Below are 17,222 nucleotides of genomic sequence, written 5' to 3'. Positions count from 1 at the left end.
CCCTCTCCAACTGGACCCCGGCCTTCGCCGGGGTGGTTGGGCGATGCGTATGCGCTTCTACTTCCAACCAGACACGCCGCGCGCCTCCCGCTCGTCCTTTTGAGACAGATAAGAAGACGCGCTGGCCGCGCTTATGCCGGAATCGACGGGTCCAGTTCACGGAGCCGGGCCTCGATCGCAGCCGAATACTGGTAAATATGCGTCAGGTCCGGCAACAGGTGCCGCGTCTCATCCTTACCGGCAAACATACCGAGATACTTGGTCGTAATGCCGTTGAAATGCATTCGCGCGATCGTCTTGCGGTTATTGTCGTCAAGCAGGACTGCGCAATAGGATTTCGCATCGCGGACGATGACACGCTTCGGATCGACCAGCCGCGAAGCGATCGCCTGAACGATGTGGAAGCCGGAAATTTCCTCCTGCGTGGTGATGATGCCGTCGCCATCCGACGGATCGTCATCGACCGACTCGGAAAAGTCCTCGACCGGGCTCGACGCCTTCAAAGCTGACGACAGCCGCTCGTTGACAAAATCGCGGATCAGCCCGGCAATCGCGGGTGCGAGCAGTTTGGCGAAACCGTCCTTGATCGCAGGCGTCAGCCGGCCACCATGGACTCGCTGCGCCATCATCTTCACAAACTCGTCGGACGGCTCGGCAAATTCCTTTTCGAGCTCAAGGCGGATCAGGGACTGCGTTTTGAGACTGCTGGCCTCCAGGACGATCTTGTCGATGTCGAACGCCGCCTTGGTAAACTTCTCAAGCGTACGGATGTCGCCTGGCTTGATCGCGTCCATCGTGAACGTGAAAAACGGCTTGTCGTCCATCTTGTTCGGGCGTTCGATATCCGAATAGAACTGGTAGACAACACCGTTGGTAAGCACCGCGAGCCGCGCATCGGTGACGCTGAAATAGCGGAACAGCTGCCCCGCATGATTAACGTTGAGCTGTACCGAGGACGGCTTGCACTCGATCAGGATCGACACCTTGCCGCCAGCGCAGATCGCATAGTCAACTTTCTCACCCTTCTTGGTACCCACGTCGGCGCTGAATTCCGGGACGACTTCGGATGGATTGAACACGTCGTAACCGAGTGACTGAAGGAAGGGCATGACCAGCGCGGTCTTCGCCGCCTCTTCGGTCAGTAGAACCTCGCGGTGTTCGATCGTCCGCTTTTGCAACTCGCTAAGTCTGATACTCAGTTCCACGCGCGCCTCCCGTTAATTCACGAACGTGCGCCGGGATATTTCAAGGGTCTATGCCGCGACGTCTGTAACTTGGTTGGATCTCGATCTATTTGCGCGGTGCGAGCGCCGCCGGTCGAGGACGCAAAGGGCTGGCGGGAGGGGACATAAGGGAAAGCCGCCCGCGCCTCGACATCCCCCCGAGGATCGCTACCTAGACGGCGATGGCACTCGACCCCCTTCCCGATCTCCAGCGCATCTTCGGCTTTCCTGATTTTCGTGGCGTGCAGCGCGATGTCGTCGACCGCGTGCTTGCGGGGCAGCGGACGCTGGCGGTGATGCCGACCGGGGCTGGTAAGTCGCTGTGTTACCAGTTGCCGGCGACGATGCTCGAGGGGACGTGCGTGGTCGTGTCGCCGCTGATCGCGCTGATGCACGACCAGCTGCGTGCCGCGACCGCGGTGGGGATCAAGGCGGCGACGCTGACGAGCGTGGATACCAATCGCGAGGAGACGATCGCGCGGTTCCGCGCGGGCGATCTCGATTTGCTGTACGTCGCGCCGGAGCGGGCCTCGAACGAGAGTTTCCGCAATCTGCTGTCGCAGGCGAAGCTCTCGCTGTTCGCGATCGACGAGGCGCACTGCGTCAGCGAGTGGGGGCATGACTTCCGCCCCGACTATCGCCTGTTGCGGCCGTTGCTCGACAGTTTTCCCGACGTGCCGCGGCTGGCGCTGACAGCGACCGCGGACCCGCACACGCGCGCGGACATCCTCGAGCAGCTGGGGATCTCGCGTGAGGGGCTGATCGTGTCGGGGTTCGACCGGCCGAACATCCGCTATGCGATCTCGGCACGCGACAACGTCAACCGGCAGATTGCCGACATCCTCGAGAAGATCCCGGGGCCGGGGATCGTCTATGCGCAGACGCGTGCCGCGACCGAGAAGCTCGCCGAGGCGCTGGGGCGCAGCGGGCGGCCGACGCGCGCCTATCATGCCGGGCTCGATCCGCAGGTGCGCGCGAAGAACCAGGCGGATTTCGTCGCGAGCGAGGACATGGTGATCTGCGCGACGGTCGCGTTCGGGATGGGGATCGACAAGCCCGACGTGCGGTTCGTCGCGCATGCCGGGCTGCCGAAATCGATCGAGGCCTATTATCAGGAGACCGGGCGTGCCGGCCGCGACGGCGATCCGGCGATTGCGCATCTGTTCTGGGGCGCGGAGGATTTCGCGCGCGCGCGCCAGCGGATCGGCGAGGTCGAGCCCGAGCGGCAGGCGGGCGAACGCCAGCGGCTGACCGCGATGGGCGGGCTGGTCGAGACCGCGGGGTGTCGGCGACGGATCCTGCTCAAGCATTTCGGCGAGGACAGACAAGAGGATTGCGGCAATTGCGACAATTGCCTCGGCAATGTCGATGCGGTCGACGCGACCGAGACCGCGCGGAAATTCCTGTCGGCGGTGTTCCGGACGGGGCAGATGTTCGGCGTCGGCTATATCGAGGGCATCCTGACCGGGGTGTCGAGCGAGCGGAGCCTGATGAACAGGCATGAGGCGCTGTCGGTGTACGGGATCGTCGAGGGCGACGAGGTGGCGCTGTTGAAACCCGTATCGCGCGCGCTGATGCTGAAGGATGCGCTGCGGACGAACCCGCACGGCGGCCTCGAATTCGGACCGGCGGCCAAGGCGATCCTGAAGGGCGAGGCGGCGCTGTCGGTGATCGTGCCGCCCAAGCGCGAGCGACGGCGCAAGGCTGCACCGGGGGCCGTGCCGAACCCGGTCGACGATCCGCTGTTCGAGGCGCTGCGCGTATGCCGCCGCGATCTGGCGAAGGACGCGGGCGTTCCACCCTATGTGATCTTCCACGATTCGGTGCTGCGTGACATGGCGGCGCAGCGACCCGCATCGCGCGCGGCGCTCGCGGTGCTATCGGGCATTGGCGCGCGCAAGCTCGACGCCTATGGGGATGCCTTTCTGGCAGTTATCCGCGAGTCCGCATGATCCGGCACATCAACGAAAGCATTTCGGTCGCGCCGCAGATCGCGGTCGAGCACGTCGCGGACATTGCCGCGGCGGGGTTCAAGACGATCGTCAACAACCGCCCCGACGACGAGGATACGGGCCAGCCTTCGGGTGACGCGATCCGTGCGGCGGCGGAGGCGGCAGGCCTGAACTATGTCGCGATCCCGGTGACGCATGCGGGCTTTTCGCATCCGCAGATCGACGCGATGACTCAGGCGCTGACCGAGGCCAAAGGCCCCGTCCTCGCCTATTGCCGGTCGGGCACACGGAGCTGCAATCTGTGGGCGCTGGCCGCGGCAAAGGCGGGGCGCAATCCCAACCTGTTGCTCGCGCAGGCCGAGGACGCGGGCTATGACCTGCGCGGGATCCGCCCGATGCTGGACGCGCTCGCAGGGCCGCGATGATCCCGATCGCGCTCGGCCCCGCGGTGATCGGGGCTGCGGTCGCGGCATTGGTGGCGTCGGTCGGTGGTATCGGCTGGGCGGCGGTCCGGAAGCGGCGTGTGATACGGATCGAGACCGCCGAGGAGGCCGCCGAGGCGGCGCAGGCGCAACTGCCGGGCTTTGCCGTGTCGGGCGCGGTCGTCGGCGCCGATGGGCGCGGCGCGCTCGCGGTCGCCGATGATGGCCGTGTCGCCGCGGTCAAGCGTGTCGGCAAGCGGATCGCGGTGCGCGAGGTCACCTGCGGACGGTGCGCGCGACGCAGGAGGGAATTCTCGTCGAGACCGGCGACCGGACGCTCGGCGCGGTGATGCTCTCGCGGGTCGACGTGCTCGATATCCGGCGGCTGGCTCCCAGGAACATCGGCGTGTAGCGGCCACCCTGCCGGCACCGCGATCGACACGCAAAAAGACCCGGTGCGTTGTGCGCACCGGGCCAGGTTGTCCGCAGGAGGAACATCGTGGGTGCGGGCTCGCGCGGCCCGCTACCGAACAGGATCAGTTATAGGCACGCTCGCCATGCTCGCCGATGTCGAGACCCTCGACCTCGACTTCGGGCGAGACGCGCAGGCCGGTGACCGCCTTGGCGATCAGGATCGCGATCACGGTGCCGACCGAGGCCCAGATGATCGTGACGAGAACCGCCTGGATCTGCACCAGCAGCTTGGCGCCGATCGCATAGTCGGCGGCACCCGGGCCACCGAGCGACGGCGCATAGACCACCGCAGTGCCGATCGCGCCGACCATGCCGCCGATGCCGTGGATGCCGAACGCGTCGAGCGAGTCGTCATAGCCGAGTAGCGGCTTGATCTTCGACACCGCCATGAAGCAGATCAGCGAGGCGATCGCGCCCAGCACGATCGCACCGAACGGACCCGAATTGCCCGCCGCCGGCGTCACCGCGACCAGCCCCGCGACAATGCCCGAACAGAAGCCGAGCGCCGAGCCCTTGTGACCCGACAGCCGCTCGGCGAGCATCCAGAACAACGCGGCCGACGCGGTCGCTACGAAGGTGTTGATCATCGCCAGCGCGGCCGACCCGTTCGCCTCGAGCGCCGAGCCGGCGTTGAAGCCGAACCAGCCCACCCAGAGCAGCCCGGTGCCGATCCCGGTCATCACCAGCGAATGCGGCGCCATCGGCTCCTTGGGATAGCCGATCCGCTTGCCGAGCATCAGTGCGGCGACCAGCGCGGAAACGCCCGCGTTGATGTGGACGACGGTCCCGCCCGCGAAATCGAGCGCGCCGGCCTTGAAGAAATAGCCCGACGCGGCCCAGACCATGTGCGCGATCGGGAAATAGACGATCGTCAGCCAGACCAGGCCGAACACCATCACCGCGGAGAATTTCATCCGCTCGACGACCGAGCCCAGCACCAGTGCGATCGTGATCGCGGCGAAGGTCATCTGGAAACAGACGAAGACATATTCGGGAATTTCGACGCCCGCGGTGAAGGTCGCCGCCTGCGAGGCCGGGGTGATCCCCTTGAGGAACGCCTTGTCGAGGCTGCCGATGAAGTTGCTGAGCAGCGGATTGGTCACGTCGGGACCGAAGGCCAGCGTATAGCCCCACATCACCCAGATGAGCATCGCGAGTGCTGCGACCGCGCCGATCTGCGTCATCGTCGAGAGCATGTTCTTCGACCGGGTGAGACCGCCGTAGAACAGCGCGAGACCCGGCAGGATCATCATCAGGACGAGGATCGTCGAGGTCATCATCCAGGCGGTATCGCCCTTGTTGACGGTGGCGACGACGGGCGCGGCCGCGGGTGCGACGACCGTCTGTGCAAAGGCGGGCGCGGCGGCGATTAGCGCGGCACCGAACCCCAGAACCGCCGCGGCGGCTGTCTTCATGTCATGCTTCATCGTGTCCCCCTCCCCTCAGAGCGCCGAGTCGTCGGTTTCGCCGGTGCGGATGCGCACCGCCTGGCTGACGTCGACCACAAAGATCTTGCCATCGCCGATCGCGCCGGTGTTGGCGGATGCCTGGATCGCCTCGACCACGCGGTCCACCAGGCTCGTCGCGCACACGACCTCGACCTTGATCTTGGGCACCATGTTGGTCGTGTATTCGGCACCGCGATAAATCTCGGTCTGACCCTTTTGCCGGCCGAACCCCTTGACCTCGGTGACCGTCATGCCCGCCACGCCGAGCGTGGTGAGCGCTTCGCGCACCTCGTCGAGCTTGAACGGCTTGATGATGGCAATGACGAGTTTCATCGCGCCCCTTCCCCTTGTTACGTCGAACACAACGCAACGACCGTGCCAGTTTTCTGACAGGGTGCGGGAGGGGGTGGAATACGGGGTGTCAGATGCGCCGGGCCGCTAGAAACTGTGCAGCGCGGGACAATTGCCTGAAAAACGGGCAGAGCGTCGCCGGACGATTTCTGATCAGCGGTCAGGAATAATTTCGCGTGCCTCGGCGAAATCGTCGGCGTCGACCATCACGCGGACCGGTATCAGCAGATCGCTGCCGTCGCCGATCGCCATGTCGCCATCGAACACGATCGCGGCGATGCCTTCGCTTTCGAGCCGACCGGCGATGATCAGCGCCTCGTTGCGGCTGTAGCGGCCAAGCTCGGCGAGACTCATCGGGCTGCACCGGGCGCGACGGTCGGCACGCGCGTCGGCAGACCATCGATGCTGCGCGGATGCTCGGCCCATTCGGCGAGCCGTTCGGCGTCGCTCTGCCCGGCTTGATATTTGGACAGGGTCTGGCGTTCGCGATCGAGCGTCATGACGGGCACGCCCCATCCGCAGCTCGTCTGCACCTGATCGACCGCGATCTCGAAGATCTGCCGGGTCCCCGGCAACGGCGTGAACTGCGCATAGAGCGCGTCCCAGCGATCGTCCTGCGGCAGCACCGCGGTGCCGTGCCCATAGATGCGGAAGATGAGCGCGGGACGGTCGAACGCGCAGAACATGATCGTGATGCGTCCGTCGGCGGCGAGATGTGCATTGGTCTCGTTCCCCGAGCCGCCGACGTCGAGATAGGCGACGGTGCCGGCGTCGAGCACGCGGAAGCTGTCCATGCCCTTGGGGCTGAGGTTGATCCGCGCACCCTCGGCCGCGGTCGCAACGAAGAACACGGGCTGGCGTTCGACGAACGCGCGGTGCGCGTCGGTAAGGGCGGGGAAGAAGTCCATGTCGCCACCCTATCAGGACCATCGCCCCGACGCGAACGGTGAACCGCTTTCCACGCCACTGAAAGCGCGGTTTGCGAATCGGTCGCAACGCTATTGCAAATCAGTCGCGACAACAGTAGCGAGCCGGAAAGGGGTTTTTCATGTCCGATCGTCGCTTCGCCCGCCTGCTGCTCGCCGGCACCATTCTCACGGCCGCGCTGCCCGCAGCACCGGCTTGGGCCACGTCCGCCCCGGATGACACGACCCCCAACGCGTCTGTGGCAGCGGCAACAAGCCTCGACGAGTCCGACGCGTCCGACGCGTCCGAACCGCAGGATCACGGCGTGATCGTCGTGACCGGCGAGAAGGCGACGACGATCGCGTCGTCGGGGACGAAGAGCGCGACGCCGATCGTCGAGACCCCGCAGTCGATCAGCGTGATCAGCGCCGCCGACATTGCCGGGCTGGGGCTGCAGAACCTCAATCAGGCGCTGCGCTTCGTCGCGGGTGTGACCCCCGAGACGCGCGGCGCATCGGCCGAAGTGTACGATCAGTTCAAGCTGCGCGGGTTCGACGCACCGGTCTATCTCGACGGCCTGCGCCAGTTCGGCAGCGCGACCGGCTATGCGGTGCCGCAGGTCGACGTGTCGCGGCTCGATCGGGTCGAGATTATCAAGGGCCCGGCGTCGGTGCTCTATGGCCAGTCGAGCCCGGGCGGTCTGGTCGCGGAGGTCAGCAAGCTGCCGCTTGATCGCGCAACCTATGGTGCGGTCAGCGGCACCTATGGCACCTACGACCTGTACCGCGTCGACGCTGATATCGGCGGGCGCGCAGGGGACGGCGTGCTGTGGCGCATCTATGGCAGCGCGAATGGCGCCGACGATCAGCAAACGCAGGGTCAGGGCAAGCGCGAACGCCAGACGATCTCCGCCGCGGTGACCGCCGGCGCGGGCAGCAGCACCAGCTTCACGCTGCTCGGCGCCTATTCGCACGATCCCTATAACGGCAATTACGGCGTCTTCCCCGCGCTCGGCACGTTGATCGACAACCCGGCGGGCAAGATCTCGACGAAATTCTACGGCGGCGAGCCGGGGGATTTCTTCAGCCGCGAACAGGCGGCGCTGACCTATATCTTCAACCATGATTTCGGCAGCGGCTGGGCGTTGCGGTCGTCGGGTCGCTATCAATATGTGAAGAGCGATCTGGGGATCGTCTATACCGGCGGACCGGCGCTCGATCCGTTTGCGACGGCGCCGACCGTCTATGGCCGCTACTCCTATTCGACGCGCGAACAGCTGAACAACTGGACGTTCGACAATCAGCTGACCGGCAAGGTCGTCACCGGACCGCTGACGCACAGCCTGTTGTTCGGCGCCGATCGGCAGGTCGCACATTCGGCCGGGCTCTCGGCCTTTGGCGGCGCGACGCCGATCGACGTGTTCAACCCGGTCTACGGGACGATGCCGACACCGCAGTCGCCGTTCGAGGTCGCGGGCTACGCCTTTGACGGCAGCCTGGCCGACGTCGCATCGGCCAATGTCCGCCAGCGCCAGCAGGGGGTCTATGCGCAGGACCAGATCGCGGTCGGCGGGCTGCGCGTGACGCTGAGCGGCCGCCAGGACTGGGCCCGCCAGGCGCGCGACGGGCTGGCACAGGAGGACGACAAATTCACCTGGCGCGCGGGCGCGCTGTACCTGCTGCCGTTCGGGCTTGCGCCCTATGCGAGCTACTCGACCTCGTTCGAGCCGCAGAATGCGCGCCTGCGCGACGGCAGCCTCGCCCAGCCCTCGCTCGGCAAGCAGATCGAGGCGGGGGCGAAATTCCAGCCGACCGGTACCGCGATCCTGGTCACCGCGGCCTGGTTCCGAATTGAGCAGACCAATGTCGTCGTCAACTATCCCGACTTCACCGCGGACCAAGTCGGCAAGGTCCGGTCGCAGGGTGTCGAGGTCGAGGCGAGCGCGCCGCTGCCCTACGGCTTCAACGCCAAGCTCGCCTATAGCCGCCAGCGCGTGAAGAAGGTCGAGGACGTCATCCCCGCAAATATCGGCCTGCCGCTCGCGACGGTCGGGCGCGGCGGGATCTCGGCGAACCTCGAATGGGCACCGACCGAAGGGCCGGCGTCGGGCTTTGCGATCGGCGGCGCGGTGCGGCACGTCGACAAGACCTATGCCGATTTCTATTCGGACGGCGTCGCGCGCTATTCGCCGGCCTATACGGTGTTCGACGCGCTGCTGCGTTATGATCTGGGCAAGCTCAGCCCGCGGCTTGCCAATGTCGATCTCGGCGTCAACGCGACCAACCTGTTCGACAAGAAGTATCTGACGAGCTGCTTCGCCAACTATGCCTGGTGCTGGTACGGCAACCGCCGCACCGTGCAGGCAACGATCGGGTATCGCTGGTAACCGGCTGCTCGACCATGCGCGGGGGCTTTGTTGCACAAAGATAATTAAGCACAAATATGGTTTTACTGACGAGATCTATGCAACGCGGATGGTGGTCGGTGTTCCTATTTGTGAAAATCGATTGAGAACTGCGGCACGGAGTTTGAGCTCGGTAATCTGACGATCAAAGGTGCGCGATGCGACGCGCTCGCCGAGCAGCTTGAAGCAGTGCATCTTCGTCTCGACCAGGCTGCGGCGATGGTAGCCGCTCCACTTCTTCCAGATTGTTCGACCGAGCCTTTCATCGCGCGTAGCGTTTCGTTGCGAGCATCGGCGCCGGCCGCCGGCTTCTTCCATGGCTGGCCGCCCCGGCGTACGGGAATGACCGCGTCTGCGCCCCGGGCTGCGATCGCGGCCCGACACTTTCTGGTGTCGTAGGCGCCATCACCCCCGACGATCGTAATCCGTTCGTCCGTCGGGATTTGCGCCAGCAGATCCGGCAGTGTCGCGGCGTCGCCAATCGCATTGGTTGTGACCTCGATGGCCCGGATCTCCAGGGTTTCGGCGTCGATCCCAAGGTGAACCTTACGCCACTGGCGACGGTAGGAAGCGCCGTGCTTGCGCGTCTTCCATTCGCCTTCGCCCATCATCTTGATCCCGGTACTGTCGACCAGCAAATGCAGACCACCCGTACTGGCGCGACCATCAAGTGACACCGCCAATGTCTTCTGCCGACGGCATAGCGTCGTGTAATCCGGCACCGGCCAATCCAGCTTTGCCAGCTTCAGCAGGCTGGCAACCAGTCCCGTCACCTGCCGTAGCGGCAGTCCGAACACTATCTTCAGCGTCAGGCAAACCCTGATCGCGCTGTCCGAAAACCGCATCGGCCGACCTCGACGACCAATCGGGGCTGCCAGCCAATCCATGCCCGGGTCAAACCAGACCTCCAGCGACCCGCGGCGCTTCAGCGCTGCGTTATACTCGCTCCAGTTCGTCGTGCGGTACTTCGGCATGGTCGGTTTTGGCATCCATCCCACCTACGCTTCCTGACCCTCACAGGGAATCCCAACGCCCTTTGTGCAACAAAGCCGCTCTCCGGTAAGGACCAGCGCGTTGTTGGACTGCACGTAGAGGCCGCGCCAGCTCATGTTCGTCGAGCCGCAGAGCACCTGCTTAACGGCGTCGCCATCGACGTAGACGGTCTTGTTGTGCTGGAGTCTGCCCATGCTCTGGCGCCTGACCGTCACGCCGGCCTCGGCAAGGACCCGTTCGGCCTCGTCCTCGGAACCGCCGACGTGAGCCTCGGAATCGTCGATGATCACGCGGGCGCGTGAGCCGAGCCTGGTCAACCGCTCGACGATCTCGGGAAGGTTGAGATCGAAAGCGATCACGCCGACCTGGGCGGTAGGATCGTCCAAGGCGGCGTCCAGCAGGTCGAAAATCGCCTGACGGGCCTCGAAGCCCATCCAGGCATAGGCCGCCGCGGCGTCGTGGTGGGTCGGAACGAAGGTCAGGCCGTCGTCCGCGTCGCCGGGCACAAGGCTGTCGATCCCACCGCGGCGGGCGAACCGGTCGACGAACGCCTGCGAGGATACGAATCCGCGCGTGAAAGCGACGTTGAGCAGCCCCGGAACGGTGTCGCGAGCGAGGGCCAGTGAGGCGGTCTGGGCGACGCCCGCCTCCAGCGTCCCGTCGGCGTCCATATGCATCGGCGTGACCCGGTAGGAGAAGTCGCCCTGAAGTTCGGCGTTGCGCGGGAAGTGTATCCAGCGGAACTTCTGGATCGGCGCGACGAGCGTCGAGAAGGTTTCGGGCCGTTCGGCGCTCGGGACGGTGCCCGCGTCGCCACCGAACGTCAGTCGGTTCTTCAGCGGGTAGAAGCGATCGCTGCCGGGCTCCGCATATTCGATCGCGAACCCGACGAAATCCTGCGGTGGCCGTCCGCGGCGCCAGTCCATCGCAAGCAGCGCCATTCCCTCTCCACGGTGGACCTTGAGCATGAAGGGCGCATTGGCGACTTCTCCCTCAGCGAAGCATTCGATACCCATGCGATCCCCTAGGCGACATCGGCCGACGATAGCACATGGCCGCCATCGTCTCCATGCTCGGACCCGGGGGCCGCTCATGCCCTGGGCTGCGGAATGCCCGGCGGCGATGATCATCCCGGCTTGCCTATCTCGAGCTTGCGCAGGATCCCGCACGTCGTCGCCGTGCAGCATGCCCGCGTCCGATGTCGTCATCGGCCCCCGCCAAGCTGCAGAACATCTTGAGCCGGCAGTGCTCCGGACAGTCCGACAGAAGGCGCCGAAGGACGAACCGATCTCGACGGCATCGACGCTGTCCCCCTTGCCACGGCAGCCTGCAGGACATGCAGCGAGAATTCCACGATGATACGATCACGACGGGATATGCGGTCAATGCCGGTCGCGCGAGTTCACGCGCACGACGTCCTCGGGATCCATGCCGGTGCCGCGCGGCGGCCAGTAGCTGTCGCGTGGCCCCGGCTTTCACCCGGCGTCGACCTGACAGGGCGCGTCGCGATTCCGCGCCCCGCCGCCGCGTCCGGTCGCAGATGGAGAGCCTATCTGTCAGACCTGCGCGAGCAGCGGCCCGTGATCGACGATGTCGTCTGGTTGAAGCGATCATCCACATGATGCTGCATCGCAGAGGCGGCGGCCTGGATCGCGACGCACACTCCTGCGGCGTGGCCGTTCGGCAATGGAGATCGTCCGGGAGAAGCGCCCCCCCGGTCAGCGTCTCGAAGCCACGATCCTACCGGCTTCCATGCGGGATATGCCATGACGCAGGACAAGCCAGTCGACCTCGGTTCCGCCTGCTCCGCAGGAGAAGCAGTGGAAGCGCGTTCCGCCGCCGCTGATGTACAGGCCCCTCGTCGGATCGGGGTGCGTGCTGCAGCAGGACCGAATCGCTCCACGGTCGGGATCGCCCTCGACACCTCCGTCGAGCGCATCGACGATCAGCGCGAATGCCAGATGGGTACTACTGCCGCGCTCGGCCTGAAGCGCATCGACGAGCGAGTGATAGCGTCCCGCCGACGTCGGCCGAACCTCCCGCGCCGTCGCGTCCTTCTCAGGCGTGATGAAGTCGTCTGGATCGAAGTCGTCGTCATCGGGGAAGCCCAGGAGAGTACCGGAGACCATCTGCCGCGAGCCTGCGGCATCGCCGGAGGTCAGCCCGGGTTCCCGGCCGACACCTGGGCGGGATACGAAACTGCTTCCGACCGGAAGCAGCCCCCGTTCGATCGCGATCCTGTCGAGTTCGCAGCGCCCTGCCCGCAGGGCGTTCCTACTTGCCTCGTCTTCAACGAAGCAGACGCCCTTCGGCCTGCCGTCCGACATGGCCAGTTCGAGGTAGTTCGGAAGTCCGATATCACGATAGTTCATGTCTTCTCCCTCGCATATGCCGCCGAGTGCGAGCCGTCGGCTCGGAAGGTCCGGAAGCCGCACGCGGGTGGTCGGCCGAATTGCCGCTCGGCGAGATGGTTGATGATCGTTCGTCGAAGCGTATCTCGTCATCGCCAGTACGGCGGCGTGCCGGTCGCGCCTCGCCAATGGCCGGATCCTGGAAGGCATTTGCGTCCCGCCTGCCTTTCCGAGATCGTGGGTGGGCTTGTTCTCGAATATCGACGTCGGCCCTGACGAAACTGCGGCCGCTGCCGCGCGTCGGGGTGCCGCTCCTCGTGAATGCTGGCCCAGGCGATCGGTCTACCGGAAGTGGAAGGCGGCGAATTGTTCCCGCACGTCCTCGCTCATGAGATTCTGCATCATCGTCCAGAAGCCGTTCACGGCGTCCTCTCCGGAGGCGACGTAGGCGCGACTCATGTTGCGGTGGAGTCCGTCGAAAAGCTGCGCTTCCAGTGCTGCGCCGGAAGTCGTCAGCCGAAGCAGGCGCTGACGTCGATCGGCGTCACCGACCCGCTGTGCTATGAGACCCTGTTTGACCAGTTTGCCCAGCACGCGGCCGAGGGACTGCTTGGTAATGCCCAGGAGGCGCAGCAGGTCGCCGACGGACAGATCCGGCTGCCGCCCGACGAAGTACAGGCAGCGATGATGTGCCCGGCCCAGGCCCATGGCATCGAGCTCCGCATCGGCATGCCGAAGATGAGCCTTGTGGGCGAATAGCAGCAGATCCATCCCGCCGCGAACGACGTCGTCCCGCAGATACTGAGCAGGGGGTGGTTTTATCGGTTCAGCCACGAGCGTCCCTTGGTTTCACGACCAGCGTCATGCGGCCTGCGATCCGCAGCGCACTATCGCCTGCTGCGCTTTTCAATCCAGCGAGTTTGAAATGGCAACAGGATTGTCGTTCACCGTGCAGTAGAGTTCATCGCATTGCGTTCGGGCGAGCTGACGACACTCTTCGCCACGATGGCGCCGCCCGTCTTTACCGTTCATCTCCGTCCACGCGTTCGCGCGTTAATCTCCTGGCTGCGGCAGACGGGCGACAGTGATCGCGTACCGGAAAGACGACGGTCGCTCGTTCGCAGGATCGCGGACGAGGATGTTCCTCGACGCGATGCAGCCTGTTCAGCGTCGCATCCGCTTTCCACCGAAACCTTCGCTTCACGTTGCGGAAGACAGTGCGCAGCGCCCGCTTCCAGAAAAAACGCGCGATTGGGCAATCGATTGCCCAAAACTGGGAACGTAACGGTTTTTGTCATGTTGAGGGGCGTACAGCAGCGCTCCTCTGTCGCCGGCAGGTCCGATGACATGTGACAGCTCGGCCTTGCAGAACGCGAAGGGTCGAGGGGCGGCTGAAAGAATCGACGCGGAGAAAAGCGATGAAGACCAGCCCTGTATTTTCCGTAGCAGCGATCGCTGCGTTTTTCCTGGGCACGTCAGCCTTTGCGCAGGAGTTTCCCCAACCGCCTCTTCCGAAGACGATGAGCGATCAGGCGCGCGCTCTTCTTGCCGATCAGGGGAAGGAAACTCTGGGCATCACCGCTGCGGCCCCGCCGTCCATCCCCCAGATGCGCGCCATGACAGCCGCCCAGCAGCTCACTATCGGCCAGGCACAGGCTGCCAGGTACGGGGTCAAGGTGACGAAGACGACCTGGGCCGGAGTGCCGGCTCTGACGTTCGAGCCGAAGGTGATCCGTGAAGATCGCAGACGTAGTCTGCTCATCAACTTTCACGGCGGCGGCTTCATCGTCGATGCGGGATCGATGACCGAGAACGTCCGTCTGGCGGCTCTCAGCAAGACCAGGATAGTCTCCGTCCTCTACCGTCTCGCACCGGAAAACCCGTTCCCTGCCGCGGTGGACGACGCGCTCGCTGCCTATCGTTTCGCACTGAAGGATCACCGTCCCGCCGACATCGGCGTCTATGGCACGTCGGCCGGAGCCATTCTCACGGCCGAACTGCTCGCCAGGCTGGCCAAGGAACGTCTGCCGATGCCCGCCGCTGCGGGCGTCTTCTCGCTCACGGCGGACTTTACCCGGTCCGGGGACAGCGAAGGCTACCTGCCTCCCCTGATGGGTCAGGGCGTAGGAAAGGTGCTGACGGGCTATGTCGGCTCGGCGAACCGATCGGATCCAATGGTCTCGCCGCTATTCAGCGATCTTCGCGGACTGCCGCCGACACTGGTTCTCGCCAGTACGCGGGATCAGCTGCTGAGCCAGTCCGCCATATATCACCGGGCCTTGCTGCGGTCGGGCGTGGATGCGGATCTCGTGGTATTCGAAGGCCTTCCCCATGCCTTCTGGACCGGACTGGACATCCCGGAGACGACGGAGGCGTTCGATACGATGAACCGTTTCCTGGATCGGCATCTCGGCCGCGCGAAGTAGTCGAACGTCGGTATTCACGCGACGCAGCGCGATGGGCGAGCCTCGACGGTTCGACTGATCTACTCACTGACGAAGGAAAGCGGATGTCGAAGAAGCTGGTATGGGCTTGCGCCGCGTCTCTCTGCATTGCGCCCGGCCCGGTCGCGTCCGCCGCGGCGCAGGTTCAGTCGTCAGGCTCGAACGCGAGCGCTGGATCGCTGCCGGTGACCGTCACGGAGGAAGGTCAGCATGTGGCGATGGATCGCTACACGTGGACCAACAGGCAGCTGGCCAAGCGGCTTCCGCTGACCGAGCGGTGGCCTCAGCCGGAGGCCATGGCAAGGACGTCGGCGAGGCTCGGCCTCTCCCAGGCCCCCGTCCCCGCGACGCTGCCCGTTCCCGCGCGCATCATCGGCGACGTGTATCTCGTGAGCAGCGATCCGACGCTGACATACCTCTCGACGCCGGGCCGGAAGGGCTCGTCCTGATCGACCCGGGGCTTTCGCGCAACTTCGACGCGATCTGTTCGGCGATAACGAAGCTCGGCTTCTCGCCGAAGCGCGTCCGCTGGGTCCTGAACACGCATGCCCATTTCGACCATTCGATGGTTGACGGCCTCTTCCGCCGACAGGGAGCCAGCATCCTCGTCGGAGTAGCCGACGCCGATGCCGTGGAACGGGCGACGCGCGTCACGGCGAAGTTCTTCGACCCCTCGATCGAGCGCGACTATCCGACCACGACGGTGGACCGGCGCATCGTCGACGGCGAGGAGCTGCGCCTTGGCAACAAGACGATCCACGCGATCTCTACGCCGGGGCACACGGCTGGCTCGACCGCATTCTACATGATCGCCGATGGGCGCAACGTCCTGTTCAGCGGCGACACCGTCCTGTTCGATAGCCGACTGGGGACGCAGGACACCGCCTATGCCAACAATCGCGACTATCTGGAATCACTGCGGAAGCTGTCGCGTTTCACGATGAGCCTCGGCAACGTCGTGCGCTGGGACCTTCTTCTGCCTGGTCACGGCGCGATCGTGCTGGATCGTGCTGGAATGGACGTCGACAAGGCCTTCGACACCGTCCGGCTGGACATGCTCGAAGGGGGTCGGATCGAGGCGGCCCCCTTCGCGACCGACCGCTACCGACGATTGATGTTCGGAAGACCCTGAGCACCTTCTTACAACTGGGCGTTCGTCTGCCGGCTGCTCACCAACTCAGCTGTCTGCTGGCGAACGAATATGTTCGGCGCTTGCAGGCGGTCGGCCCGCCACCGATGAGGCAGTTCGACCGATCAGATCGGAAGCAGCAACAGATGTCTGCCTGACGGAATTGAGACCGACACCCTCCGTAAGGGCAGCAGGTCGTCGCGGAGACCCGGTGATGCCTAGGACAAGGCCGTGTTCGTCCCATCGGTCGAGATCCGCGACCTGTCAGTCAGGCCGTCACCCTGCTGGATGTCAACCGTCGACAGACGCGGAGGGCCCAGCCTTCTTCGATATCCGTGGCTCAGGACATAGATACTTCAGAGTCGGTCGACAGGAACAGTGTACTTCGGTCGCGATCATCGATGAAGGTCACCGCCCCCTGTGAAATTGCCGGAGCAGCGGTAATGCAGCTTCTTTCAAAGCTCTCATACCGCACGAGGCGCAATCCTCCGAACTGCGCAAGAAATATCGTAGCGGGCCTGCTACTATGATGGCGTTGTCGCTCGATACATCTCCACTGGATCGTTTCTGTGAGACGTAGTACGACGGTGCAGATATTACGCTTGTTTGGGGGAACGCGTGATAGAAGTTCGGCCCGCACTTCCCGGAACGTCATCTCCGCTCGGACTTGCGTTGAGCGCGTTTCTGGTGGTTACCGTACCGAGCAATGCGCTGGCTCAGGACGTGACGTCGGATCCGCTCGTCGAAAACGTTTCCGGGCCGCCTATTCAGTTCAGCACGGCGAAGCAGTCGCTGGCGTCCAGCCAGATTCAGATCTTCAACGGTCGCAGCCCAGACAAGGGGGACTGGACCTCGATTGCGATCGCCTCGTCCAAGACCGGGACTGCGACGCGAGGACCTGCACGGCAGCCTTGGTCGGCAGAAACGTCGTCATCACCGCCGCGCACTGCGTGATCGAAGGGGTAGCCACCACCCCGTCGGCTATCTCCATCGGCCCCCTGAGGTTCGAGTGCACGATCGACCGAGCGTATGCCGATGCAAGCCCCAGCGCCAGCGGGGTGCGCCACTACGCCGACTACGCACTCTGTCTGGCCGACGCGAAGGCACCGCGACCGGTCGCATTCG

The 17,222-nt window shown here is 64.7% G+C and carries 16 protein-coding genes and 1 pseudogene; 8 read left to right on the top strand and 9 right to left on the bottom strand.

Annotated features, from left to right (window positions below; all coding sequences use genetic code 11):
- Nucleotides 1-131 precede the first annotated feature (131 nt).
- Complete coding sequence (locus tag NI18_RS10020; RefSeq protein WP_031439295.1) at nucleotides 132-1,205, bottom strand: type I restriction endonuclease; 1,074 nt, start codon at nucleotides 1,203-1,205, stop codon at nucleotides 132-134.
- 200 nt (nucleotides 1,206-1,405) lie between these two features.
- Between NI18_RS10020 and recQ the strand changes: the two genes are divergently transcribed.
- From recQ to NI18_RS10005, 3 genes are read left to right on the top strand one after another with little or no spacing between them, the layout of a single operon-like run.
- Nucleotides 1,406-3,175: a DNA helicase RecQ gene (recQ, locus tag NI18_RS10015; protein ID WP_037529813.1), complete on the top strand. Its 1,770-nt coding sequence runs from the start codon at nucleotides 1,406-1,408 to the stop codon at nucleotides 3,173-3,175.
- Entirely contained in the window at nucleotides 3,172-3,600 is a 429-nt protein-coding gene (locus NI18_RS10010) for a TIGR01244 family sulfur transferase (protein WP_037529812.1), read from the top strand. Before recQ ends, NI18_RS10010 begins: the two co-directional genes overlap by 4 nt.
- Nucleotides 3,597-3,947 carry a hypothetical protein gene (locus tag NI18_RS10005; RefSeq protein ID WP_306286339.1) on the top strand — a complete coding sequence of 117 codons (351 nt, stop codon included), beginning with the start codon at nucleotides 3,597-3,599 and terminating at the stop codon, nucleotides 3,945-3,947. Before NI18_RS10010 ends, NI18_RS10005 begins: the two co-directional genes overlap by 4 nt.
- A gap of 186 nt (nucleotides 3,948-4,133) precedes the next feature.
- On the opposite strand, the gene NI18_RS10000 is transcribed toward NI18_RS10005, so the two are convergent.
- The 4 genes from NI18_RS10000 to NI18_RS09985 all read right to left on the bottom strand — a co-directional run bounded on the left by NI18_RS10000 (nucleotide 4,134) and on the right by NI18_RS09985 (nucleotide 6,778).
- Nucleotides 4,134-5,498, bottom strand: a complete 1,365-nt coding sequence (locus NI18_RS10000; protein WP_192007886.1) for an ammonium transporter — start codon at nucleotides 5,496-5,498, stop codon at nucleotides 4,134-4,136.
- A gap of 15 nt (nucleotides 5,499-5,513) precedes the next feature.
- Entirely contained in the window at nucleotides 5,514-5,852 is a 339-nt protein-coding gene (locus NI18_RS09995; RefSeq protein ID WP_031439291.1) for a P-II family nitrogen regulator, read from the bottom strand.
- Nucleotides 5,853-6,023: 171 nt separating this feature from the next.
- The gene (locus NI18_RS09990; RefSeq protein ID WP_037529810.1) at nucleotides 6,024-6,224 is read right to left on the bottom strand and encodes a DUF2007 domain-containing protein; all 201 of its coding nucleotides are present in this window, start codon (nucleotides 6,222-6,224) and stop codon (nucleotides 6,024-6,026) included.
- Complete coding sequence (locus NI18_RS09985; RefSeq protein WP_037529809.1) at nucleotides 6,221-6,778, bottom strand: pyridoxamine 5'-phosphate oxidase family protein; 558 nt, start codon at nucleotides 6,776-6,778, stop codon at nucleotides 6,221-6,223. The genes NI18_RS09990 and NI18_RS09985 overlap by 4 nt, the downstream gene beginning before the upstream one ends.
- 140 nt (nucleotides 6,779-6,918) lie before the next feature.
- Here NI18_RS09985 and NI18_RS09980 point away from each other — a divergent pair, with 140 nt between their 5' ends.
- Nucleotides 6,919-9,162 (top strand): TonB-dependent siderophore receptor, encoded by a 2,244-nt coding sequence (locus NI18_RS09980; protein WP_037529808.1) that lies wholly within the window; start codon nucleotides 6,919-6,921, stop codon nucleotides 9,160-9,162.
- A gap of 75 nt (nucleotides 9,163-9,237) precedes the next feature.
- Here the strand turns inward: NI18_RS09980 and NI18_RS09975 are convergent.
- The 4 genes and pseudogenes from NI18_RS09975 to NI18_RS09960 form a co-directional block, all read right to left on the bottom strand.
- Nucleotides 9,238-10,169 (bottom strand): annotated as a pseudogene (locus tag NI18_RS09975) (IS5 family transposase).
- A 9-nt stretch (nucleotides 10,170-10,178) separates the two neighbouring features.
- Nucleotides 10,179-11,114, bottom strand: coding sequence for a phospholipase D-like domain-containing protein (locus NI18_RS09970; RefSeq protein ID WP_198526992.1), 936 nt, complete (start codon nucleotides 11,112-11,114; stop codon nucleotides 10,179-10,181).
- Between the two features lie 777 nt (nucleotides 11,115-11,891).
- Nucleotides 11,892-12,545, bottom strand: coding sequence for a hypothetical protein (locus tag NI18_RS09965; RefSeq protein WP_037529807.1), 654 nt, complete (start codon nucleotides 12,543-12,545; stop codon nucleotides 11,892-11,894).
- A 321-nt stretch (nucleotides 12,546-12,866) separates the two neighbouring features.
- The gene (locus tag NI18_RS09960) at nucleotides 12,867-13,232 is read right to left on the bottom strand and encodes a MarR family transcriptional regulator (protein WP_347574838.1); all 366 of its coding nucleotides are present in this window, start codon (nucleotides 13,230-13,232) and stop codon (nucleotides 12,867-12,869) included.
- Nucleotides 13,233-13,942: 710 nt separating this feature from the next.
- Here NI18_RS09960 and NI18_RS09955 point away from each other — a divergent pair.
- The 4 genes from NI18_RS09955 (at nucleotide 13,943) to NI18_RS25650 (ending at nucleotide 17,051) form a co-directional block, all read left to right on the top strand.
- Nucleotides 13,943-14,950 (top strand): alpha/beta hydrolase fold domain-containing protein, encoded by a 1,008-nt coding sequence (locus NI18_RS09955; protein WP_084215142.1) that lies wholly within the window; start codon nucleotides 13,943-13,945, stop codon nucleotides 14,948-14,950.
- Nucleotides 14,951-15,033: 83 nt separating this feature from the next.
- On the top strand, nucleotides 15,034-15,417 hold the full coding sequence (locus tag NI18_RS26850) for a hypothetical protein (protein WP_037529805.1): 384 nt from the start codon (nucleotides 15,034-15,036) through the stop codon (nucleotides 15,415-15,417).
- A complete protein-coding gene (locus NI18_RS23300; protein WP_306286342.1) occupies nucleotides 15,381-16,100 on the top strand; it encodes an MBL fold metallo-hydrolase in 720 nt (239 codons plus the stop codon). Before NI18_RS26850 ends, NI18_RS23300 begins: the two co-directional genes overlap by 37 nt.
- A 669-nt stretch (nucleotides 16,101-16,769) precedes the next feature.
- On the top strand, nucleotides 16,770-17,051 hold the full coding sequence (locus NI18_RS25650) for a hypothetical protein (protein WP_037529804.1): 282 nt from the start codon (nucleotides 16,770-16,772) through the stop codon (nucleotides 17,049-17,051).
- The last annotated feature ends 171 nt before the right edge of the window (nucleotides 17,052-17,222 follow it).

Source organism: Sphingomonas sp. Ant20 (genome assembly GCF_000783375.1).
In the GTDB taxonomy this organism is placed as follows: domain Bacteria; phylum Pseudomonadota; class Alphaproteobacteria; order Sphingomonadales; family Sphingomonadaceae; genus Sphingomonas; species Sphingomonas aerolata.
This window is presented reverse-complemented; position numbering and strand designations above follow the sequence as displayed.

Excerpts from the sequence above, each read along its gene's own strand:
- recQ (WP_037529813.1), top strand. The coding sequence starts at position 1,406 with ATGGCACTCGACCCCCTTCCCGATCTCCAGCGCATCTTCGGCTTTCCT.
- NI18_RS10010 (WP_037529812.1), top strand. The coding sequence starts at position 3,172 with ATGATCCGGCACATCAACGAAAGCATTTCGGTCGCGCCGCAGATCGCG.
- NI18_RS10005 (WP_306286339.1), top strand. The coding sequence starts at position 3,597 with ATGATCCCGATCGCGCTCGGCCCCGCGGTGATCGGGGCTGCGGTCGCG.
- NI18_RS10000 (WP_192007886.1), bottom strand. The coding sequence starts at position 5,498 with ATGAAGCATGACATGAAGACAGCCGCCGCGGCGGTTCTGGGGTTCGGT.
- NI18_RS09995 (WP_031439291.1), bottom strand. The coding sequence starts at position 5,852 with ATGAAACTCGTCATTGCCATCATCAAGCCGTTCAAGCTCGACGAGGTG.
- NI18_RS09990 (WP_037529810.1), bottom strand. The coding sequence starts at position 6,224 with ATGAGTCTCGCCGAGCTTGGCCGCTACAGCCGCAACGAGGCGCTGATC.
- NI18_RS09985 (WP_037529809.1), bottom strand. The coding sequence starts at position 6,778 with ATGGACTTCTTCCCCGCCCTTACCGACGCGCACCGCGCGTTCGTCGAA.
- NI18_RS09980 (WP_037529808.1), top strand. The coding sequence starts at position 6,919 with ATGTCCGATCGTCGCTTCGCCCGCCTGCTGCTCGCCGGCACCATTCTC.
- NI18_RS09970 (WP_198526992.1), bottom strand. The coding sequence starts at position 11,114 with ATGGCGCTGCTTGCGATGGACTGGCGCCGCGGACGGCCACCGCAGGAT.
- NI18_RS09965 (WP_037529807.1), bottom strand. The coding sequence starts at position 12,545 with ATGAACTATCGTGATATCGGACTTCCGAACTACCTCGAACTGGCCATG.
- NI18_RS09960 (WP_347574838.1), bottom strand. The coding sequence starts at position 13,232 with ATGGGCCTGGGCCGGGCACATCATCGCTGCCTGTACTTCGTCGGGCGG.
- NI18_RS09955 (WP_084215142.1), top strand. The coding sequence starts at position 13,943 with ATGAAGACCAGCCCTGTATTTTCCGTAGCAGCGATCGCTGCGTTTTTC.
- NI18_RS26850 (WP_037529805.1), top strand. The coding sequence starts at position 15,034 with ATGTCGAAGAAGCTGGTATGGGCTTGCGCCGCGTCTCTCTGCATTGCG.